The following is a 16,047-nucleotide window of genomic DNA, read 5'->3' as shown; positions in this document are numbered from 1 at the left end:
ACCCACCGTGCTGAACGATCTCGACGAACGCATCGTGCACGCCCTCGCCGAGGATGCCCGCCGCTCCTACGCGGACATCGGGCAGATCGTCGGTCTGTCCGCGCCCGCCGTGAAGCGGCGCGTGGACCGGCTGCGCGCCACCGGCGCCATCACCGGATTCACCGTGCGAGTGGACCCGGCGGCCCTCGGCTGGGAGACCGAGGGATTCGTCGAGATCTACTGCCGGCGCAACACCTCCCCGGAGACCATCCAGCGCGGTCTGGAGCGCTACCAGGAGGTCGTGGCCGCCTCCACCGTCACCGGCGAGGCCGACGCGGTCGTCCAGGTCTTCGCCTCCGACATGCGGCACTTCGAGCGGGTGCTGGAACGGATCGCGGGCGAGCCCTTCGTGGAGCGCACCAAGTCGGTCCTGGTGCTGTCACCGCTGCTGCGCAGGTTCTCGTCAGGGCCGCCTACCTGAGCTGTTCGGCCCGGCGCCCGATCGCCGCCAGCAGCCGCCCGGTGAGCAGGGCGTGTGCGCCCGAGGAGATGACCAGCAGCCGGTAGAGGGCTCCGAGGGGGCCGGGAAACCTGGCGCGGGTCTCGGCCTGCAGCCGGACACGGCCGCCGCCGGTCCCGTCCAGCCGGAAGACCAGGGCGTACGTGGAGAAGTGGTGTCGGCCGACGAGGACGAGCTCCCGGCCCGGCGTCGCGCGGGCCACCCGGAAGCCGGGGAGGACCGAACCCTCGGCGAGGGGCCGGGGCCCGGACGCCGTGCGGTCGGCGACGCCGACGAGAGTTGCGTAGCGCCCGGAGCGGGGGTGGCCGAAGGAGCGGTCCAGGGTCTCGCCGAGCGCGCGCCAGACGGCTACGGCCTCGGCCGCGACGTCCGTGGTGTGCTCGTCGACCAGGGGCAACGCGGCGATGTCCATCCAGGCCTCCTCACGGTGCGCCGAGCCCTACTCCGCGGTCTTGCGGGCCAAGGCGTTGTTCCCTATCGAGTTGTGCACACTGAAGCTCACCGCATCCGAGCGATACCGGTCGTCCGACCACTCCACCGGCCGTCCCTCCCGCGTCGTCGTCACCCGCCGCACCCGCAGCAGCGGACTGGTCCGGCGGACGTCGAGCAGCTCCGCGTCCCGTGCGCCGGCCGCCACCGCGTCGATGACGTGCTCACCATAGGCGAACACCAACCCCGTGTCGTCGTACAGGCGTTGGGTGACCGAAGGGCACTCCGGCTCGATCGCCTCGACGGTCGGGGAGATCCAGTCGGCGTACACCGTCCGCTCCAGCAACACCGGTTCGCCGTCCAGGCCGCGGACCCGCAGGACGTGCAACACCGGTGTGCCGACGCTCAGTTGGAGGCGTATCGAGTCCTCTTTCATGGCCGGACGGTACTCCTGGGTGACGACCCGTCCGGTTGCCTCGCGGCCCATCGCCCGCGCCCACTCGGCGAAGCTCCGCAGTTCGGAGAAGCTCTGGCTGCGGCGGCTGGCGAGGACCACGCGGCGGGCACCCTGGCGGGAGCCGATGAGTCCCTCGGCCGTCAGTGTCGCGACCGCCTGACGGACCGTCCCGCGCGAGACGCCGTACTGCGCGGCCAGCTCCGTCTCGGCGGGCAGCAGACTGCCGACGGTGTACTCCTCGCGGTCGATCGCCCGGCGCAGTTCGTCGGCGATCTCCTCGTGTCGCGCCGCCATGCTTTCCCTCCGGGTCGATCACTGTGCACAGCGTGACCAGCGTAGTCGACTTCCCCGGGGCGCAGGAAAGGTCCGCAATGTGCGGAAATTAAGGGGTCAACGTTTCTCCAGTGTTTACCGGGCGGACACCAGCGGCAGCCTTACTGGGGCCAACTTGTTCAGACAAGTTCCCTCCCTTTGGCTCCTGCACCCTCGCGCGTCCCCTGGAGAAGCCGTGACCGTGTCCCTTCCGAGAACCGCCGCCCTCGGCGTCCTCGCCGCCCTCACCCTGAGCGCTTGTGGCGCCGCCCCCGACACCTCGTCGACCACCGCCGACGGCAAGAACGCCGCCACCACGACCTCCGCCGCCGACTTCGGCGGTATGGACAAGCTGGTCGCCGCGGCGAAGAAGGAAGGCACGCTCAACGCCATCGCGCTGCCCCGCGACTGGGCCAACTACGGCGCGCTCATCGACGGCTTCCAGAAGAAGTACGGCATCAAGATCTCCGTCGAGAACCCCGACGGCACCAGCCAGGACGAGATCAACGCCGTCACCTCCCGCAAGGGCCAGACCCGCGCCCCCGACGTCCTCGACCTCGGCAGCTCCTTCGCGCTCAGCGCGGCCCAGCAGGGCCTGCTCGCTCCGTACAAGGTGGCGTCGTACGGCGACATACCCACCGGCCAGAAGGACCCGCAGGCCCGCTGGTACAACGACTACGGCGGCTACATCTCCATCGGCTGCGACGCCAAGCGGGTCAAGACCTGTCCGACGACCTTCGCGGACCTGCTCAAGCCGCAGTACAAGGGTCAGGTCGCCCTCAACGGCAACCCCACCAAGTCCGGTTCGGCCTTCGGCGGCGTCTACGCGGCCGCACTCGCCGACGGCGGCTCCTTCGACGACATCCAGCCCGGCCTCGACTTCTTCGCCAAGCTGAAGAAGAACGGCAACTACACGCCCGTCGAGTCGACCCCGGCCACCGTCGAGAAGGGCGAGACGCCGATCAGCATCGACTGGGACTACCTGAACGCCGGGTACGCCGACGAGTTCAAGTCCAAGGGCGTCGACTGGAAGGTGTCGGTGCCCAGCGACGGCCAGTTCTCGCAGTACTACTCCCAGGCCGTCAACAAGGACGCCCCGCACCCGGCGGCCGCCCGCCTGTGGCAGGAGTACCTCTACAGCGCCGAGGGCCAGAACCTGTGGCTCAAGGGATACGCCCGCCCGGTCCTGATGACCGCCATGGAGAAGGCCGGCACCCTCGACAAGACGGCCGCCGCCAAGCTGCCCGCGGTCTCCGGCACCCCGTCCTTCCCGACCGAGGCCCAGCAGAGCAAGGCCAAGACGGTGCTCGGTGAGGGCTGGGCGAAGGCCGTCTCCGGATGACAGCCACCCTCCCACGGGCCGACGACACGGCGGCCGCCGCTCCGGTGAAGCGGCGGCGCCGTGCCCTCGGCTGGGTCGCCGTCGTGCCGCTGCTCGCGTTCGTGGCGGTCGCCTTCGGGCTGCCCGCAGCCGCCATGCTGAACGGCGCGTTCACCGCCAAGAACCCGGCAACCGGGGCGACTTCGTACACGGTCGACAACCTGACGGCCTCCCTCAAGGGCGCGTATCTCACCGCACTGCTCGGCAGCGTGAAGCTGTCGGCCGTGTCCGCCGCCCTCGGGACCCTCGTCGGACTGCCGCTCGCCCAGGCCGTGGTGAGCTCCCGGTTCCGCGCGCTGCGGGAGGCCGTGCTCACCGCGTCCGGGGTGCTCGCCAACTTCGGCGGCGTCCCGCTGGCCTTCGCCTTCGTCGCCACCCTCGGCAACGCCGGTGTGCTGACCAAGCACCTGGACCTCACGGACCACGGCTGGAACCTCTACAGCTTCTGGGGACTGGTCGTCGTCTACCTGTACTTCCTGATCCCCCTGATGGTGCTCACCATCACCCCCGCCCTCGACGGGCTGCGCACCCAGTGGCGCGAGGCCGCGCAGAACAACGGGGCGACGGTCGCGCAGTACTGGCGTTTCGTCGCCCTGCCCGTCCTGCTGCCCACGCTGCTCGGCGGATTCGTGCTGCTCTTCGGCAGCGCCTTCGCCGCGTACGCCACCGCCGCCGCGATGGTGGGCAGCTCGATCCCGCTGGTGACCCTGCAGATCGCCGACGCCATCTCCGGCAACGTGCTCGTCGGCCAGGAGAACGTCGCCCTCGCCCTCAGCCTCGACATGGTCCTGGTCGCGGGCCTGGTCATGGCCGTGTACCTGCCCCTGCAGCGGAGGAGTGCGCGATGGCTCGCCTGAACCTGTGGCGGTGGGGCGTGCTCGCCCTCGCCGGACTGTACTTCCTGGTGCCGCTGGCCGCGTCCGTCGTCTTCACCGTCGACGTGCCCGGCGAGGGCATCACCTTCGACGCGTACACCCAGATCGTCTCCACCGACGGCTTCGTCTCCAGTCTGCTGCTCTCGCTGGAGCTGGCCCTCGCCACCATCGTGGTCGTCCTGCTGCTGATGGTGCCCGCCATGGTCGCGCTGCGGCTCGGCGCGCCCCGGCTCAGGCCGGTCGTCGAGGTGGTGTGCTCACTGCCGCTGGTCGTCCCGCCGATCGCGTTCGTCGCCGGCATCGGCACCGTCCTCAAGTGGGGACCCGAACACCTCTCGCGCACCCCGCTGTTCGAGACCTTCGTGGCGATCCAGAACCCCGGCTTCCCGTTCGTCCTGGTCCTGGCCTACGTCGTGATGGCGCTGCCGTTCGTCTACCGGGCACTGGACGCCGGACTGCGCGCCGTCGACGTCCGCACCCTCGTCGAGGCCGCCCGCAGCTGCGGTGCCGGCTGGCTGCAGGCCCTCGTCGGGGCCGTACTGCCCAATCTGCGCGGCGCCCTGCTCAACGCCTCCTTCCTCACACTGGCCCTGGTCCTCGGCGAGTTCACCGTGGCCCAGCTGCTGGGCTTCCAGCCCTTCGCGGTGTGGATCGTCAACGTCAGCGGCTCGCAGGCCCAGTTGTCCGTCGCCGTGTCCGTGCTCAGCCTGCTCGTGACGTGGGCGCTGCTCCTCGTGCTGGCCGGCTTCGGCGGCCGTACCCGTACTACCTCCCGGGGATGACCCATGCCTGAAACAGCCGCAACTGTCGAATTCCGTGGACTCAGGCGGGAGTTCGGGCCCACCGTCGCCCTCGACGGCCTCGACCTGACCGCCCGGCCCGGTGAACTGCTCGCCCTGCTCGGCCCGTCCGGCTGCGGCAAGACCACCGCGCTCAGGATGCTCGCCGGGTTCGAACACCCGAACTCCGGCGAGGTGCTGGTGGACGGCGAGGACGTGACCCGGGTACCGGCCCACCGCCGGGACGCCGGGATGGTCTTCCAGTCGTACAGCCTCTTCCCGCACCTCGACGCGCTCGACAACGTCGCCTTCGGGCTGCGGATGCGCAAGGTCCGAACAGCCGAACGGCGTTCCCGGGCAGCCGAGTTGCTGGAACTGGTCGGGCTCGCCGACAAGGGCGGGCAGTTCCCGCACCAGCTCTCCGGCGGCCAGCAGCAGCGGGTCGCGCTGGCCCGCGCGCTCGCCCTGCGACCGCGTGTCCTGCTGCTCGACGAGCCCCTGTCGGCCCTCGACGCCAAGGTGCGGCTCAGCCTCCGCGAGGAGATCCGCCGCCTCCAGCAGGAGCTCGGCATCACCACGCTGTTCGTCACCCATGACCAGGAGGAGGCCCTGTCCATGGCCGACCGGGTCGCCGTGATGCACGCCGGGAAACTCGAACAGTGCGCGGCGCCGAGCGAGTTGTACGGCCGTCCCGCCACCGCCTTCGTCGCCGAGTTCGTCGGCACGATGAGCCGGATCCCGGGGCGGCTCGCCCAGGGCACCGTCGACGTGCTCGGGCAGCGGCTGCCGGTCGACGGCCCGGTGCCGACCGCGACCGAGGTCGACGTGCTGGTGCGGCCGGAGGCCGTGCGGGTACGCGCCGAGGCCGACGGGAAGTCGCGCGTGGTCGCCACGTCCTTCCTGGGCGCGGCCGTCCGGGTCACCGTCCTGCTCGCCGACGGCACCGGGGTCAAGGCAGACGTGCCCGCGCACGAGGCTGCCGGGCTCACCGCCGGCACCACGGTGAGCGTGTCGCTGCCCGAGCGGCCGGTGCTGGTGGCGGAACGCGCCGGCTGACCCCCTTGAAGATCCCCCCACGAAAGAGACAACCGTGACTCGACTTCCTCTCCAGGCCGTCCTGTTCGACATGGACGGCACGCTCGTCGACACCGAGCGGCTGTGGTGGGAGGCGGTGGAACAGGTCGCCGGGCGGCCCCTGACCGAGGCGGACCGGCCGCAGGTACTGGGCCGTCCCGTCGAGTACACCGCCGCCTGGCTTGCCGCGGCCACGGGCACCCCGGCCGCGGGCCTCGCCGCCGACCTCCACCAGGAGTTCGCGGACCGCGTCCGCACCGGCGTCGTGCCCCGCCCCGGCGCGCTCGAACTCCTCGACGCCCTGGCCCACGAGCGCGTCCCCACCGCCCTGGTGACGGCGTCCCCCCGCTCCGTCGCCGACACCGTCCTCGAAGCCCTGGGCGGCGCGAGCCGCTTCGCCGTCTCCGTCACCGCCGACGACACCGAGCACACCAAGCCCGCCCCCGACCCCTACCTCGCCGCCTGCCGCGCCCTCGGCGTGCACCCGGCGAGCTGCGTGGCCGTCGAGGACACCGAGACCGGCGTCGCCTCCGCCGAGGCGGCCGGATGCGCGGTCCTCGCCGTCCCCTCACTGGCCCCCATCGACCCGGCCCCGGGCCGCACCGTCCTGCCGGGCCTGGAAGGCGTCACCCCGGCACGTCTGCGCGCCCTGCTGCCGCACCGGCTGCGGGTGATGACCTGGAACCTCTGGTACGGCGGCACCAAGGTCCACGACCACCGGGCCAAGCAGCTCAAGGTGATCACCGAGGCCGACGTGGACGTGGTCGGGCTCCAGGAGACGTACGGCACCGCCGCACACGAGCTCGCCGAGGCGCTCGGCTGGCACCACCACAGCGCCGGATCGAACCTCGGCGTCATCAGCCGGTTCCCGATCACGGCCCCGCTCGGTGACCCGGACGTCGGTTTCTACGGGGCGGCCGGGGCCCGGATCGCCGTGAAGGACCAGGAGGTCGACGTCTGGACGGCCCACCTCGACTACGAGCAGTACGGGCCCTACGCGTCCGAGCCGCTCGCCCACGAGGAGGTACGGCTCGGGCAGATGCGGGACACCCTGCGCCGGATCGGGGGCGCGACACCCGTCGTCCTCGTCGGCGACTTCAACAGCCCCTCCCACCTGGACTCACCGGACGTCGCATGGCCGGTAACCAAGGCGGCGGCGGAGGCCGGTTTCGGGGACTCCTTCCGCGAGGCCCGCCCCGATGCCGTACGGGACCCGGGCCACACCTGGTCGCCGGTGCACGCACACCCGGAGCCGCAGGACCGTATCGACTTCGTGCTGCACCGGGGGCTCGCGGTCCTCGACTCGCGGACGTACGTCAGCGGCACCCCGCGGACCTGGCCGGACGTCGAGGACAACGACTGGCCGTCCGACCACGCCGCCGTGATCACCACATTCTCACTGGGCAGCGGGCGCGGAACTGTCTAGCATCGAGTCATGACCTGGCGACATTGATCCACCAGCCGTGCCTCCCGAGGGCCGCCTCGGACGCCGTACCCACGACGTCCGAACCGCCCCTCCGGGAAGGCCTCATGACACTCTCACCCGCACGTGTGCCCACGACCGGCACCCGCCGGCTCACGACCACGCTGTACGGCTACGCGTTCCTCGACGACCTCGTCCTGCTCTACCCGGTGTACGCGCTGCTGTTCGCCGACACCGGCCTGCCTCTCTGGCAGATCTCCTCGCTGTTCGCCCTGTGGTCGGTCACGGCCGTCGTGCTGGAGGTGCCCTCCGGCGCCTGGGCCGACACCGTCTCGCGACGCAGGCTGCTGTGGATCGGCCCGCTGCTCACAGCCGTCGGCTTCGCGCTGTGGGTGAGCGTCCCGTCGTACGGGGCGTTCGCGGCGGGCTTCGTCCTGTGGGGTGCCGGGGGCGCGCTCGGCTCCGGCGCGCTGGAAGCCCTCGTCTACGACGAACTGGAGCGGCTCGGGGCCGCCGAACGGTACGCGCAGGTGATGGGGCGGACCCGGGCGGCCCGGCTGCTGGCCACGGTCGCCGCGATGGGGCTCGCAGGGCCGGTCCTCGCGCTCGGCGGCTACCCGGCCGTGGGCGCCGCGAGCGTCCTGGCCTGTCTGCTGGCTGCGGTCGCGGCGACCCGGTTGCCGGAACACCGGGTGCCCGCCGAGAAGGGCAGCGCGCGCTGGACGGCGATCCTGCGGGCGGGGCTGGCCGAGGCCCGCGGGGACCGGGCCGTCCGCGGAGCGCTGCTGCTGGTCCCGGCCGTCGCCGCGGTGTGGGGCGCCCTCGACGAGTACGTCCCGCTGCTGATCCGCGACCTCGGAGTGGCCGAGGAGACCGTGCCCTACCTGGTCCTGCTGGTCTGGGCCGCCGTCACCGTCGGCAGCCTGTTCGCCGGGCCGGCCGAACGCCTCGGCACCCGGGGCCTCGCCGCCCTGATCGCGGGCGCCGCGCTCGCCCTGGCCGTGGGCGCAGGGGTCCGCACCCCGGCCGGCATCGTCCTGGTGGGCCTCGCCTTCGCCGGGTTCCAGCTGGCGGAGGTGCTCGCCGACGTCCGGCTCCAGCACCGCATCGACGACGCCCGCCGGGCCACCCTGACCTCGGTGGCGAGCCTGGGCACGGAACTGGTCACGGTCGCCGTGTTCGGCCTGTACACCCTGCTCGGCACGGAGGCGGCACAGAGCACGGTCTTCGTGATCTTCTCCGCGCCGTACCTGGTGACGGCGCTGGTACTGGGCAGAGGGGGCCGTGACCAGTGACCGGCCCGGCTCGGGGCTTGAGGGGCCGTGACCGGTGCACCGACCTGGCGACCCGCGCCCGCGGGGCCGGGCCGGTGGCCTCTCTGCCGCCGGCTTCGCGGAGCCACTGCGACGACCGCGGCGAACCAGCCCCGCTCCACCCCCGCACGCAACGAATCGCCGCGGCTCGGCCGGCACACGCAACAAACCGCTCACCGGCGCGCAACGGCTCCTCCTTGTCCGCCCCGGTGAGCCGCCCGTACCGTCTAGGTGGCCCCCACAACCACCTTCCGCCCCGGTGAGGATCACGCATGCGCACCGCCCTGCTCCAGAGCTCCGGCCGCCCCGGCTCCGTCGAGGGGAACCTCAAGGTCCTCGACGAGGCCGCGGGCCGGGCCGCCGCCGCGGGCGCCGCACTGCTGGCCGTACCGGAGATGTTCCTCACCGGGTACGCCATCGGCGACGACATCGCCCGCCTCGCCGAACCCGCCGACGGCGACTCGGCGGACACGGTCGCGGAGATCGCCGAGCGGCACCGGCTGGCCATCGCGTACGGATACCCGGAGCGCGACGGCGATCGCGTGTACAACTCGGTCCAGCTGATCTCCGCCGAGGGCGCCCGTCTCGCCGGCTACCGCAAGACCCACCTCTTCGGCCGCTTCGAGCACGACCACTTCGAGCCGGGCGAACAGCCGGTGGTCCAGGCCGAGGTGGGCGGACTGACCGTCGGCCTCATGATCTGCTACGACGTCGAGTTCCCGGAGAACGTCCGCGCCCACGCGCTCGCCGGCACCGACCTCCTCGTGGTGCCGACGGCCCAGATGCACCCGTTCCAGTTCGTCGCCGAGTCCCTCGTACCCGTGCGCGCCTGGGAGAGCCAGATGTACGTCGCCTACGTCAACAGGGTCGGCGCGGCTCTCCACGCTGGCCGGCCCCGACGGGGTGGCCCGCACCCGCGCCGGACGAGGTGAGGAGCTGGTGTTCGCCGACGCCGACCCCACCTTCCTCACCGCCTCCCGCGAGGCGAACCCGTATCTGCGGGACCGCCGCCCCGGTCTCTACGGGTCCCTGCTCTGAAACCCACCTCGTCCTTCTCGCACGTTCGCAAGTTCGCACGTTCGCATGATCGAAAGTTCGCAAGGAGCCCGTACCCCATGACGTCCACCGTGCCCAACGCCGTCGAGCACGCAGACGAGCCCCGGCTGCCGCCGATCACCATGTTCGGGCCGGACTTCCCCTACGCCTACGACGACTTCCTCGCGCACCCGGCGGGCCTCGGCCAGATACCGGCCACCGCACACGGCACCGAGGTCGCGGTGATCGGCGGCGGTCTGTCCGGCATCGTGGCCGCGTACGAGCTGATGAAGATGGGACTCAAGCCGGTCGTCTACGAGGCCGACCGGATCGGCGGACGGCTGCGGACCGTGGGCTTCGAGGGCTGTGACCCCTCACTGACGGCCGAGATGGGCGCGATGCGCTTCCCGCCCTCCTCCACGGCGCTCCAGCACTACATCGACCTCGCCGGACTGGAGACCCGCCCCTTCCCCAACCCCCTTGCGGAGGCCACCCCTTCGACGGTGGTCGACCTCAAGGGCGAGTCCCACTACGCCGAGACGATCGCCGACCTGCCGCAGGTCTACCGCGATGTCGCCGAGGCCTGGAACAAGTGCCTCGAAGACGGCGCCGACTTCACCGACATGAACCGCGCCCTGCGCGATCGGGACGTGCCGCGCATCCGGGAGATCTGGGCACGGCTCGTCGAGAAGCTCGACAACCAGACCTTCTACGGTTTCCTCTGCGAGTCCGAGGCCTTCAGGTCCTTCAGGCACCGCGAGATCTTCGGCCAGGTCGGCTTCGGCACCGGCGGCTGGGACACCGACTTCCCCAACTCCATCCTGGAGATCCTGCGCGTCGTCTACACCGAGGCGGACGACCACCACCGCGGCATCGTGGGCGGTTCGCAGCAACTGCCGCTCCGGCTCTGGGAACGCGAGCCGGAGAAGATCGTCCACTGGCCCTACGGGACCTCCCTGAAGGCGCTGCACGCCGACGGCGAACCCCGCCCGGCGGTCACCCGTCTGCACCGCACGGCCGGCAACCGGATCACCGTGACGGACGCCCGGGGAGACATCCGCACCTACCCGGCGGCCGTCTTCACCGCGCAGTCCTGGATGCTGCTGTCCAAGATCGCCTGCGACGACTCGCTCTTTCCGATCGACCACTGGACGGCGATCGAGCGCACGCACTACATGGAGTCGTCGAAGCTCTTCGTGCCGGTCGACCGCCCGTTCTGGCTGGACAAGGCCGTCGACGACAGGGGGAACCCGACGGGCCGGGATGTCATGTCGATGACCCTCACCGACCGCATGACACGCGGGACCTACCTTCTCGACGACGGTCCGGACAAACCCGCCGTCATCTGCCTCTCGTACACCTGGTGCGACGACAGTCTGAAGTGGCTGCCGCTGTCCGCGAACGAGCGGATGGAGGTCATGCTGAAGTCCCTCGGCGAGATCTACCCCAAGGTCGACATCAGGAAGCACGTCATCGGCAGCCCGGTGACCGTTTCCTGGGAGAACGAGCCCTATTTCATGGGCGCGTTCAAGGCGAACCTGCCCGGCCACTACCGCTACCAGCGGCGCCTGTTCACCCATTTCATGCAGGACCGCCTGCCCGAGGACAAGCGGGGCATCTTCCTCGCCGGTGACGACGTCTCCTGGACGGCCGGCTGGGCCGAGGGTGCGATCCAGACCGCACTGAACGCGGTCTGGGGCGTGATGCACCACTTCGGCGGCGAGACCGACGCGACCAATCCGGGGCCGGGGGACGTGTACGAGGAGATCGCACCGGTCGAACTCCCCGAGGACTAGGGCGAGTCACCAAAGCAGCGGCATCCGCCCGGGCGCGCGGATGCCGGTTCAGTCCGGCAGCGGTGTGAGCAGCATCCGCCCCGCGAAGCCCACGGCGGTGTCCAGGCGTTCGGTGAACTCGCCGGCCACATCGGGCAGTCCGCGCAGCGCCCACAGGGCGCGGGCCGCGGTCCAGGTGGCGTCGCGTGCGCGGTCCAGGCTCCAGGAGCCGAGCAGGTGGGTGAGCGGGTCGGCGATCTGGAGGAGGTCGGGGCCCGGCATCAGATCCTCGCGGATGCGCTCCTCCAGCGAGACGAGGAGATCACCCACGCGGTCGAACTCGTCCTCCACGTCGCCGGGTTCGCAGCCGAGGTTACGACAGGTGTCCACCACGGCGAGCGCCAGGTCGTGGCCGATGTGCGCATTGATGCCCGCCAGCGCGAACTGCAGTGGTCGTACTCCGGGATGACGGCGGAACTGGAACAGGGGCCGCCAGCAGGCCGGCGGACGGCGCTCCTGTGCGACCGCGTCCACCGCCGCGAGGTAGCGCTCGGCGAACCGAACGTCCAGCGTGATCGCGGCCCGCGCGTCCGTGAACCGACCCCTGTCGACGTGCCGGTCGACCGCCTCGGTGACAGCGAGGTAGACGCGGTTGAAGACCCCCACGCCGTCCCGCTCCGGCAGGTCGGCGTCCAGGGCGCGCATGCGGGAGACGACGGTGTCGAGGGGAGTGGTGAACTGTTCCAATTGCGCCATAGCAGCAGGGTCCCAGTCCTAGGCTGGCAAGGGTGCCGGCGAGCCCGACGCTTCCCCAGAACGGGGGAACGCGCCCGCTGCGCGAGGGGGGAGCGACAGGGTGTCAGGCCTACGTGCCCAGCGGCTGGCCGCGCGTCGCACCGCACGCAGGCGTGCCGTGGGCCGCGGTGCGATGGTCGCGGTGGCCTCCGTGGTGGTCGCCCTGGGCACCGCGACCGGGATGCTCTCCGCGCTCGACGGCCGCGAGGGCTCCGACGAGGCGCAGCCGGTACTCGTCAGCGGCTCCCCGAGCCCGGATCCACGGCCGGCCGTGCCGTCGGCGTCCCGGCCGGCCCCGGCCGCCGTCCCCACGAAGGCGAGTGCGTCCCCGTCGCCCGGGAAGGCGCGTCCCACCCCCGGTCCTACGAAGGCCCGCCCCACCACCTCCACCCGCCTCTACCGCCACCCCTCCTCCCAGGTGCTCGACTGGGTGCGGGACAACCCGCGCGACCGGCGCACCGACCGCATAGAGGCCCGTATCGCCGACCGGCCGGCCGCGGTCTGGTTCGCGGACTACACCCCGGGGACCATCACCTCCCGGGTCCGCGCGGTCACTTCGGGCGGGGCCGCGCAGGGCCGGGTGCCGGTGGTGGTGGCGTACGCCGTCCCGGACCGCGACTGCGGCGGCGCCTCCGAGGGCGGGGCACCCGACGCCGGCGCGTACGACGCCTGGATCGACCGGTTCGCCGCGGGGCTCGGGTCCGGCGAGGTCGTGGTCGTCCTGGAGCCCGACTCGATCGCCCAGTCGGACTGCCTGTCGGTTGCTCAACGAGCAGCCCGTTTCGCCTCGTTGGCCCGCGCGGGCCGGGTCCTCAAGGCCGCAGATCCCAAGGCCCGCGTCTACTACGACGGCGGTCACTCCGGCTGGCACCCGGCGGACAGACAGGCGGCTCTGCTGAAGGAGGCGGGCGCCGCCTCGGCATCCTCCTCCGACGGGATCTTCAGCAACGTCTCCAACTTCCATGCCACGAGCGCCGAGATCGCCTACGACCGCCAGGTCCTCGACACTCTGGACGGGCCGTCGAGCCTGGGCGCCGTCATCGACACCAGCCGTAACGGCAACGGCGCCCCGGCGGACGGCGAGTGGTGCGATCCGGCAGGCCGGAAGATCGGCCGGGCGCCGAGCCTGAACACCGGCGAGACGAGGATCGACGGCTACCTCTGGGTGAAGCTGCCGGGGGAGTCGGACGGCTGCAGGGGCACACCGGGCACGTTCAGCCCGTCGTACGCCTATGAGCTCGCCTCGCCGTAGATCCGCACACGGCCTACGCGCCGCGCCCCGCTCCGGAGCGAGGAGTTCAGGGCCGCGGGCCGGGAACCGCCGCGGCCGGCGGGCTGAGCTTCGGCCGGTCGCGGTCACCGGAGCGCAGTACCCCCGCGAAGGCCACGATCCCGCCGGCCAGCACCGTCACCAGGACGAACGAGACCATCAGGCTGGTGGCCTGGGCCACGCCGCCCAGCAGGCTCGGCGCGATGAGCCCCGAGGTGTAGGTGATGGTCGCGACGCCCGCGATCGCCTGGCTCGGATTGGGCCCGCTGCGCCCCGCCGCCGCGAAGCACAGCGGTACGACGACGGCGATACCGAGACCCATCAGGGCGAACCCGGCCATGGCCACCCCCGGATGGCCCGCGACGACGATGAGCACTCCGCCGGCGGCGGCGAGGACACCGCCCAGGCGGACGGTACGGACCGACCCGAAGCGGTTGACGACGGTGTCGCCGACGAGCCGGGCCACCGCCATGGTGAGCATGAAGCCGGTCGTGCAGGCCGCGGCGAGTCCCGCCGAGGCGTCGAGCCGGTCCTTCAGATAGACCGCCGACCAGTCCAGGCTCGCGCCCTCCGCGAACACCGCGCAGAAACCGACCGTCCCGATCAGCAGGGCCGACTTCGGGGGCAGCGCGAAGCGTGGCGGCGGCTCCTCGTCCTCGGCGGCCTGCACATCGAGGACCCACCGGCAGGCCAGCAGGCCGAGCAGGGTGAGACAGGCCGAGGCCAGCGCGAAGTGCACGCGCGCGTCCGAGCCCAGATGTGCGGCGAGCGTGCCGCCCGCCGAGCCCACCAGGGCGCCCGCGCTCCACATGCCGTGCAGACTGGACATGATCGACTTGCCGAGCAGGTTCTCGACCTCGACGCCCAGCGCGTTCATGACCACGTCGGCCATGCCGGCACTCGCCCCGTACGCGAACATCGCGAGGCACAACGTGTAGAGGTTGGGCGCGATCGACGGCAGGACCAGAGACAGGGTCCACAGGGTGATCAGCCCGCGCAGCGCCGTGCGGCTGCCGAAACGGTGGCTGACCCGGGCGGCCAGAGGCATCGAACACGACGCGCCGAACGCGGTGAAGGCCAGGGAGAAGCCCAACTGCCCCGCGTTCAAGGAGGCATGGTCCTGGATCCACGGCACCCGTGTCGCGAACGAGCCGGTCACGGCCCCGTGCACGGCGAACACGGCGGCCACGGCATACCGGGCCCGACGTACCTCTGCCGACACCTGAACCACACCGCTCATGCCTTTGCCCCTCCCGGATCCTCGTCGTCCCGACACCGCCGCCGTAAACTATCAGGAACCCTGCCTGTTAGAAAGCGCGTATTCGGCACCACGGATCTGAGAGGATGCCCGGCATGCCCGCATCCCCGAGCACCGCCCGGGCCATCAACGACCGGCACGCCCTGCGTCTGCTGCAGCAGGAAGGCCCGCTGACGGCGGGGCAGTTGAAGCAGCTCACCGGACTGTCCCGGCCGACGGTCGCCGACCTCGTCGAGCGCCTCGCCGCCGCCGGACTGATCGACGTGGTCGGGGAGTCGGGGGAGCAGCGCCGCGGCCCGAACGCGCGGCTGTACGGCATCGTCGCCGACCAGGCTCATCTCGCGGCCCTCGACGTCCGCACGGAGGGCGTCTCCGTCGCCGTGTCCGACCTGCTGGGGCGGGTGCTGGCCGAGGCGTCGGTGCCCATCGGCGGGGACACCGGCACGGGGCCCGCGGTCGAACAGGCGGTCGCGCTCGTCGAGCGGACGGCGAAGGAGGCCGGGGTGCCCGACTTGCACACCGTCGGCATCGGCGCCCCCGGCCTCATCGACCCGGCCACCGGTGAACTCCGCGACTCCGGCGGCCTGCCCGAATGGCACCGGCGACTGGTGCTGGCGCTCCAGGAACGGTTCCCCGAGACCCGCACGCACGTGGAGAACGAGACCAATCTGGCGGCACTGGCGGAGCAGCGGGAGGGCGTGGCCCGCGACCGGGGCACCTTCGTCCTCCTCTGGCTCGGCCACGGCACGGGTGCGGCCGTGGTCCTGGACGGCACCCTGCGCAGGGGTGCCTCGGGCGGCACGGGCGAGATCGGCTTCCTGCCCGTCCCGGGCACGGGTGGACTGCCGTCCGCGGTGGACTGCGAGGGAGGTTTCCACTCCCTGGCGGGCTCGGCGGCCATCGTGGCGCTCGCCGGGGAGTACGGACTGGTGGTCGAGGGCGACGGTTACGAGCCGCTGGCCGCACGCGTGGTCCGGGAGGCCGTGGCGAGCGCCTCGGCGGACTTCCTCGACGCCCTCGCCGACCGCCTCGCCATAGGAGTCGCCTCGGTCGTCGCCATTGTCGACCCGGGCTGTCTGGTTCTGGCGGGCGAGGTCGGCCAGGCCGGCGGGGCGGACCTCGCGGCACGGGTGGAGCGCCGGGTCCGCCGGATGTCACCCCTGTCCACGGAGGTACGGGCGAGCGCGCTGGGAGGGGGAGCGGTCCTGCGAGGAGCCCTGCTCACCGCACGGGACAGGGCCCAGGACGAGGTGTTCGCCCCCCTTCGGGGGCACAAGGGTCCTGCGGCACCGCCGCGTGGGCCCGCACCGGCCCGCGGATAGTCCGCGAACGCCCCCTTCGGCACGGCGTGTTCGGGTGCGCGCGCCCCGAG

At 71.9% G+C, this 16,047-nt stretch carries 14 protein-coding genes and 1 pseudogene; 11 read left to right on the top strand and 4 right to left on the bottom strand.

Annotation, left to right across the window (positions count from 1 at the left end; all coding sequences use genetic code 11):
- Positions 1-7: 7 nt before the first annotated feature.
- Positions 8-460, top strand: coding sequence for an Lrp/AsnC family transcriptional regulator (locus OHT57_RS09145; RefSeq protein ID WP_328745573.1), 453 nt, complete (start codon positions 8-10; stop codon positions 458-460).
- On the opposite strand, the gene OHT57_RS09140 is transcribed toward OHT57_RS09145, so the two are convergent.
- A complete protein-coding gene (locus OHT57_RS09140) occupies positions 453-911 on the bottom strand; it encodes a hypothetical protein (RefSeq protein ID WP_328745572.1) in 459 nt (152 codons plus the stop codon). The two genes, OHT57_RS09145 and OHT57_RS09140, sit on opposite strands and share 8 nt — an antisense overlap.
- A gap of 27 nt (positions 912-938) precedes the next feature.
- Positions 939-1,679 carry a GntR family transcriptional regulator gene (locus OHT57_RS09135; protein ID WP_328745571.1) on the bottom strand — a complete coding sequence of 247 codons (741 nt, stop codon included), beginning with the start codon at positions 1,677-1,679 and terminating at the stop codon, positions 939-941.
- 214 nt (positions 1,680-1,893) lie between these two features.
- Here OHT57_RS09135 and OHT57_RS09130 point away from each other — a divergent pair, with 214 nt between their 5' ends.
- From OHT57_RS09130 to OHT57_RS09095, 8 genes and pseudogenes are all read left to right on the top strand, one after another.
- Positions 1,894-3,039 carry an ABC transporter substrate-binding protein gene (locus OHT57_RS09130; protein WP_328745570.1) on the top strand — a complete coding sequence of 382 codons (1,146 nt, stop codon included), beginning with the start codon at positions 1,894-1,896 and terminating at the stop codon, positions 3,037-3,039.
- Positions 3,036-3,935, top strand: coding sequence for an ABC transporter permease (locus tag OHT57_RS09125; protein WP_328745569.1), 900 nt, complete (start codon positions 3,036-3,038; stop codon positions 3,933-3,935). Before OHT57_RS09130 ends, OHT57_RS09125 begins: the two co-directional genes overlap by 4 nt.
- A complete protein-coding gene (locus OHT57_RS09120; protein ID WP_328745568.1) occupies positions 3,923-4,735 on the top strand; it encodes an ABC transporter permease in 813 nt (270 codons plus the stop codon). Before OHT57_RS09125 ends, OHT57_RS09120 begins: the two co-directional genes overlap by 13 nt.
- 3 nt (positions 4,736-4,738) lie before the next feature.
- Complete coding sequence (locus OHT57_RS09115) at positions 4,739-5,788, top strand: ABC transporter ATP-binding protein (protein ID WP_328745567.1); 1,050 nt, start codon at positions 4,739-4,741, stop codon at positions 5,786-5,788.
- A gap of 34 nt (positions 5,789-5,822) precedes the next feature.
- Positions 5,823-7,232: an HAD-IA family hydrolase gene (locus OHT57_RS09110; RefSeq protein WP_328745566.1), complete on the top strand. Its 1,410-nt coding sequence runs from the start codon at positions 5,823-5,825 to the stop codon at positions 7,230-7,232.
- A gap of 104 nt (positions 7,233-7,336) precedes the next feature.
- Positions 7,337-8,524: an MFS transporter gene (locus tag OHT57_RS09105; RefSeq protein ID WP_328745565.1), complete on the top strand. Its 1,188-nt coding sequence runs from the start codon at positions 7,337-7,339 to the stop codon at positions 8,522-8,524.
- Positions 8,525-8,814: 290 nt separating this feature from the next.
- Positions 8,815-9,580, top strand: a pseudogene (locus OHT57_RS09100) (carbon-nitrogen hydrolase family protein).
- A 77-nt stretch (positions 9,581-9,657) separates the two neighbouring features.
- On the top strand, positions 9,658-11,373 hold the full coding sequence (locus OHT57_RS09095; RefSeq protein ID WP_328745564.1) for a flavin monoamine oxidase family protein: 1,716 nt from the start codon (positions 9,658-9,660) through the stop codon (positions 11,371-11,373).
- Positions 11,374-11,421: 48 nt separating this feature from the next.
- Here OHT57_RS09095 and OHT57_RS09090 read toward each other — a convergent pair whose 3' ends face one another.
- Complete coding sequence (locus OHT57_RS09090; protein ID WP_328745563.1) at positions 11,422-12,108, bottom strand: DUF5995 family protein; 687 nt, start codon at positions 12,106-12,108, stop codon at positions 11,422-11,424.
- Positions 12,109-12,280: 172 nt separating this feature from the next.
- Between OHT57_RS09090 and OHT57_RS09085 the strand changes: the two genes are divergently transcribed.
- Entirely contained in the window at positions 12,281-13,399 is a 1,119-nt protein-coding gene (locus OHT57_RS09085) for a glycoside hydrolase family 6 protein (RefSeq protein ID WP_328753156.1), read from the top strand.
- 46 nt (positions 13,400-13,445) lie between these two features.
- On the opposite strand, the gene OHT57_RS09080 is transcribed toward OHT57_RS09085, so the two are convergent.
- Positions 13,446-14,657 carry an MFS transporter gene (locus OHT57_RS09080; RefSeq protein WP_328745562.1) on the bottom strand — a complete coding sequence of 404 codons (1,212 nt, stop codon included), beginning with the start codon at positions 14,655-14,657 and terminating at the stop codon, positions 13,446-13,448.
- Between the two features lie 113 nt (positions 14,658-14,770).
- Between OHT57_RS09080 and OHT57_RS09075 the strand changes: the two genes are divergently transcribed.
- On the top strand, positions 14,771-15,997 hold the full coding sequence (locus OHT57_RS09075; RefSeq protein WP_328745561.1) for an ROK family transcriptional regulator: 1,227 nt from the start codon (positions 14,771-14,773) through the stop codon (positions 15,995-15,997).
- The last annotated feature ends 50 nt before the right edge of the window (positions 15,998-16,047 follow it).

It is taken from the genome of Streptomyces sp. NBC_00285 (assembly GCF_036174265.1).
Classification (GTDB): Bacteria; Actinomycetota; Actinomycetes; order Streptomycetales; family Streptomycetaceae; genus Streptomyces.
The sequence above is the reverse complement of the archived record's forward strand: the minus strand, read 5'-3'. Positions and strand labels throughout refer to the sequence as shown.

What these genes read in the sequence shown, in the direction of transcription:
- OHT57_RS09115 (WP_328745567.1), top strand. Translation starts at nt 4,739, where the DNA reads ATGCCTGAAACAGCCGCAACTGTCGAATTCCGTGGACTCAGGCGGGAG.
- OHT57_RS09125 (WP_328745569.1), top strand. Translation starts at nt 3,036, where the DNA reads ATGACAGCCACCCTCCCACGGGCCGACGACACGGCGGCCGCCGCTCCG.
- OHT57_RS09075 (WP_328745561.1), top strand. Translation starts at nt 14,771, where the DNA reads ATGCCCGCATCCCCGAGCACCGCCCGGGCCATCAACGACCGGCACGCC.
- OHT57_RS09085 (WP_328753156.1), top strand. Translation starts at nt 12,281, where the DNA reads ATGGTCGCGGTGGCCTCCGTGGTGGTCGCCCTGGGCACCGCGACCGGG.
- OHT57_RS09105 (WP_328745565.1), top strand. Translation starts at nt 7,337, where the DNA reads ATGACACTCTCACCCGCACGTGTGCCCACGACCGGCACCCGCCGGCTC.
- OHT57_RS09080 (WP_328745562.1), bottom strand. Translation starts at nt 14,657, where the DNA reads ATGAGCGGTGTGGTTCAGGTGTCGGCAGAGGTACGTCGGGCCCGGTAT.
- OHT57_RS09140 (WP_328745572.1), bottom strand. Translation starts at nt 911, where the DNA reads ATGGACATCGCCGCGTTGCCCCTGGTCGACGAGCACACCACGGACGTC.
- OHT57_RS09135 (WP_328745571.1), bottom strand. Translation starts at nt 1,679, where the DNA reads ATGGCGGCGCGACACGAGGAGATCGCCGACGAACTGCGCCGGGCGATC.
- OHT57_RS09095 (WP_328745564.1), top strand. Translation starts at nt 9,658, where the DNA reads ATGACGTCCACCGTGCCCAACGCCGTCGAGCACGCAGACGAGCCCCGG.
- OHT57_RS09090 (WP_328745563.1), bottom strand. Translation starts at nt 12,108, where the DNA reads ATGGCGCAATTGGAACAGTTCACCACTCCCCTCGACACCGTCGTCTCC.
- OHT57_RS09120 (WP_328745568.1), top strand. Translation starts at nt 3,923, where the DNA reads ATGGCTCGCCTGAACCTGTGGCGGTGGGGCGTGCTCGCCCTCGCCGGA.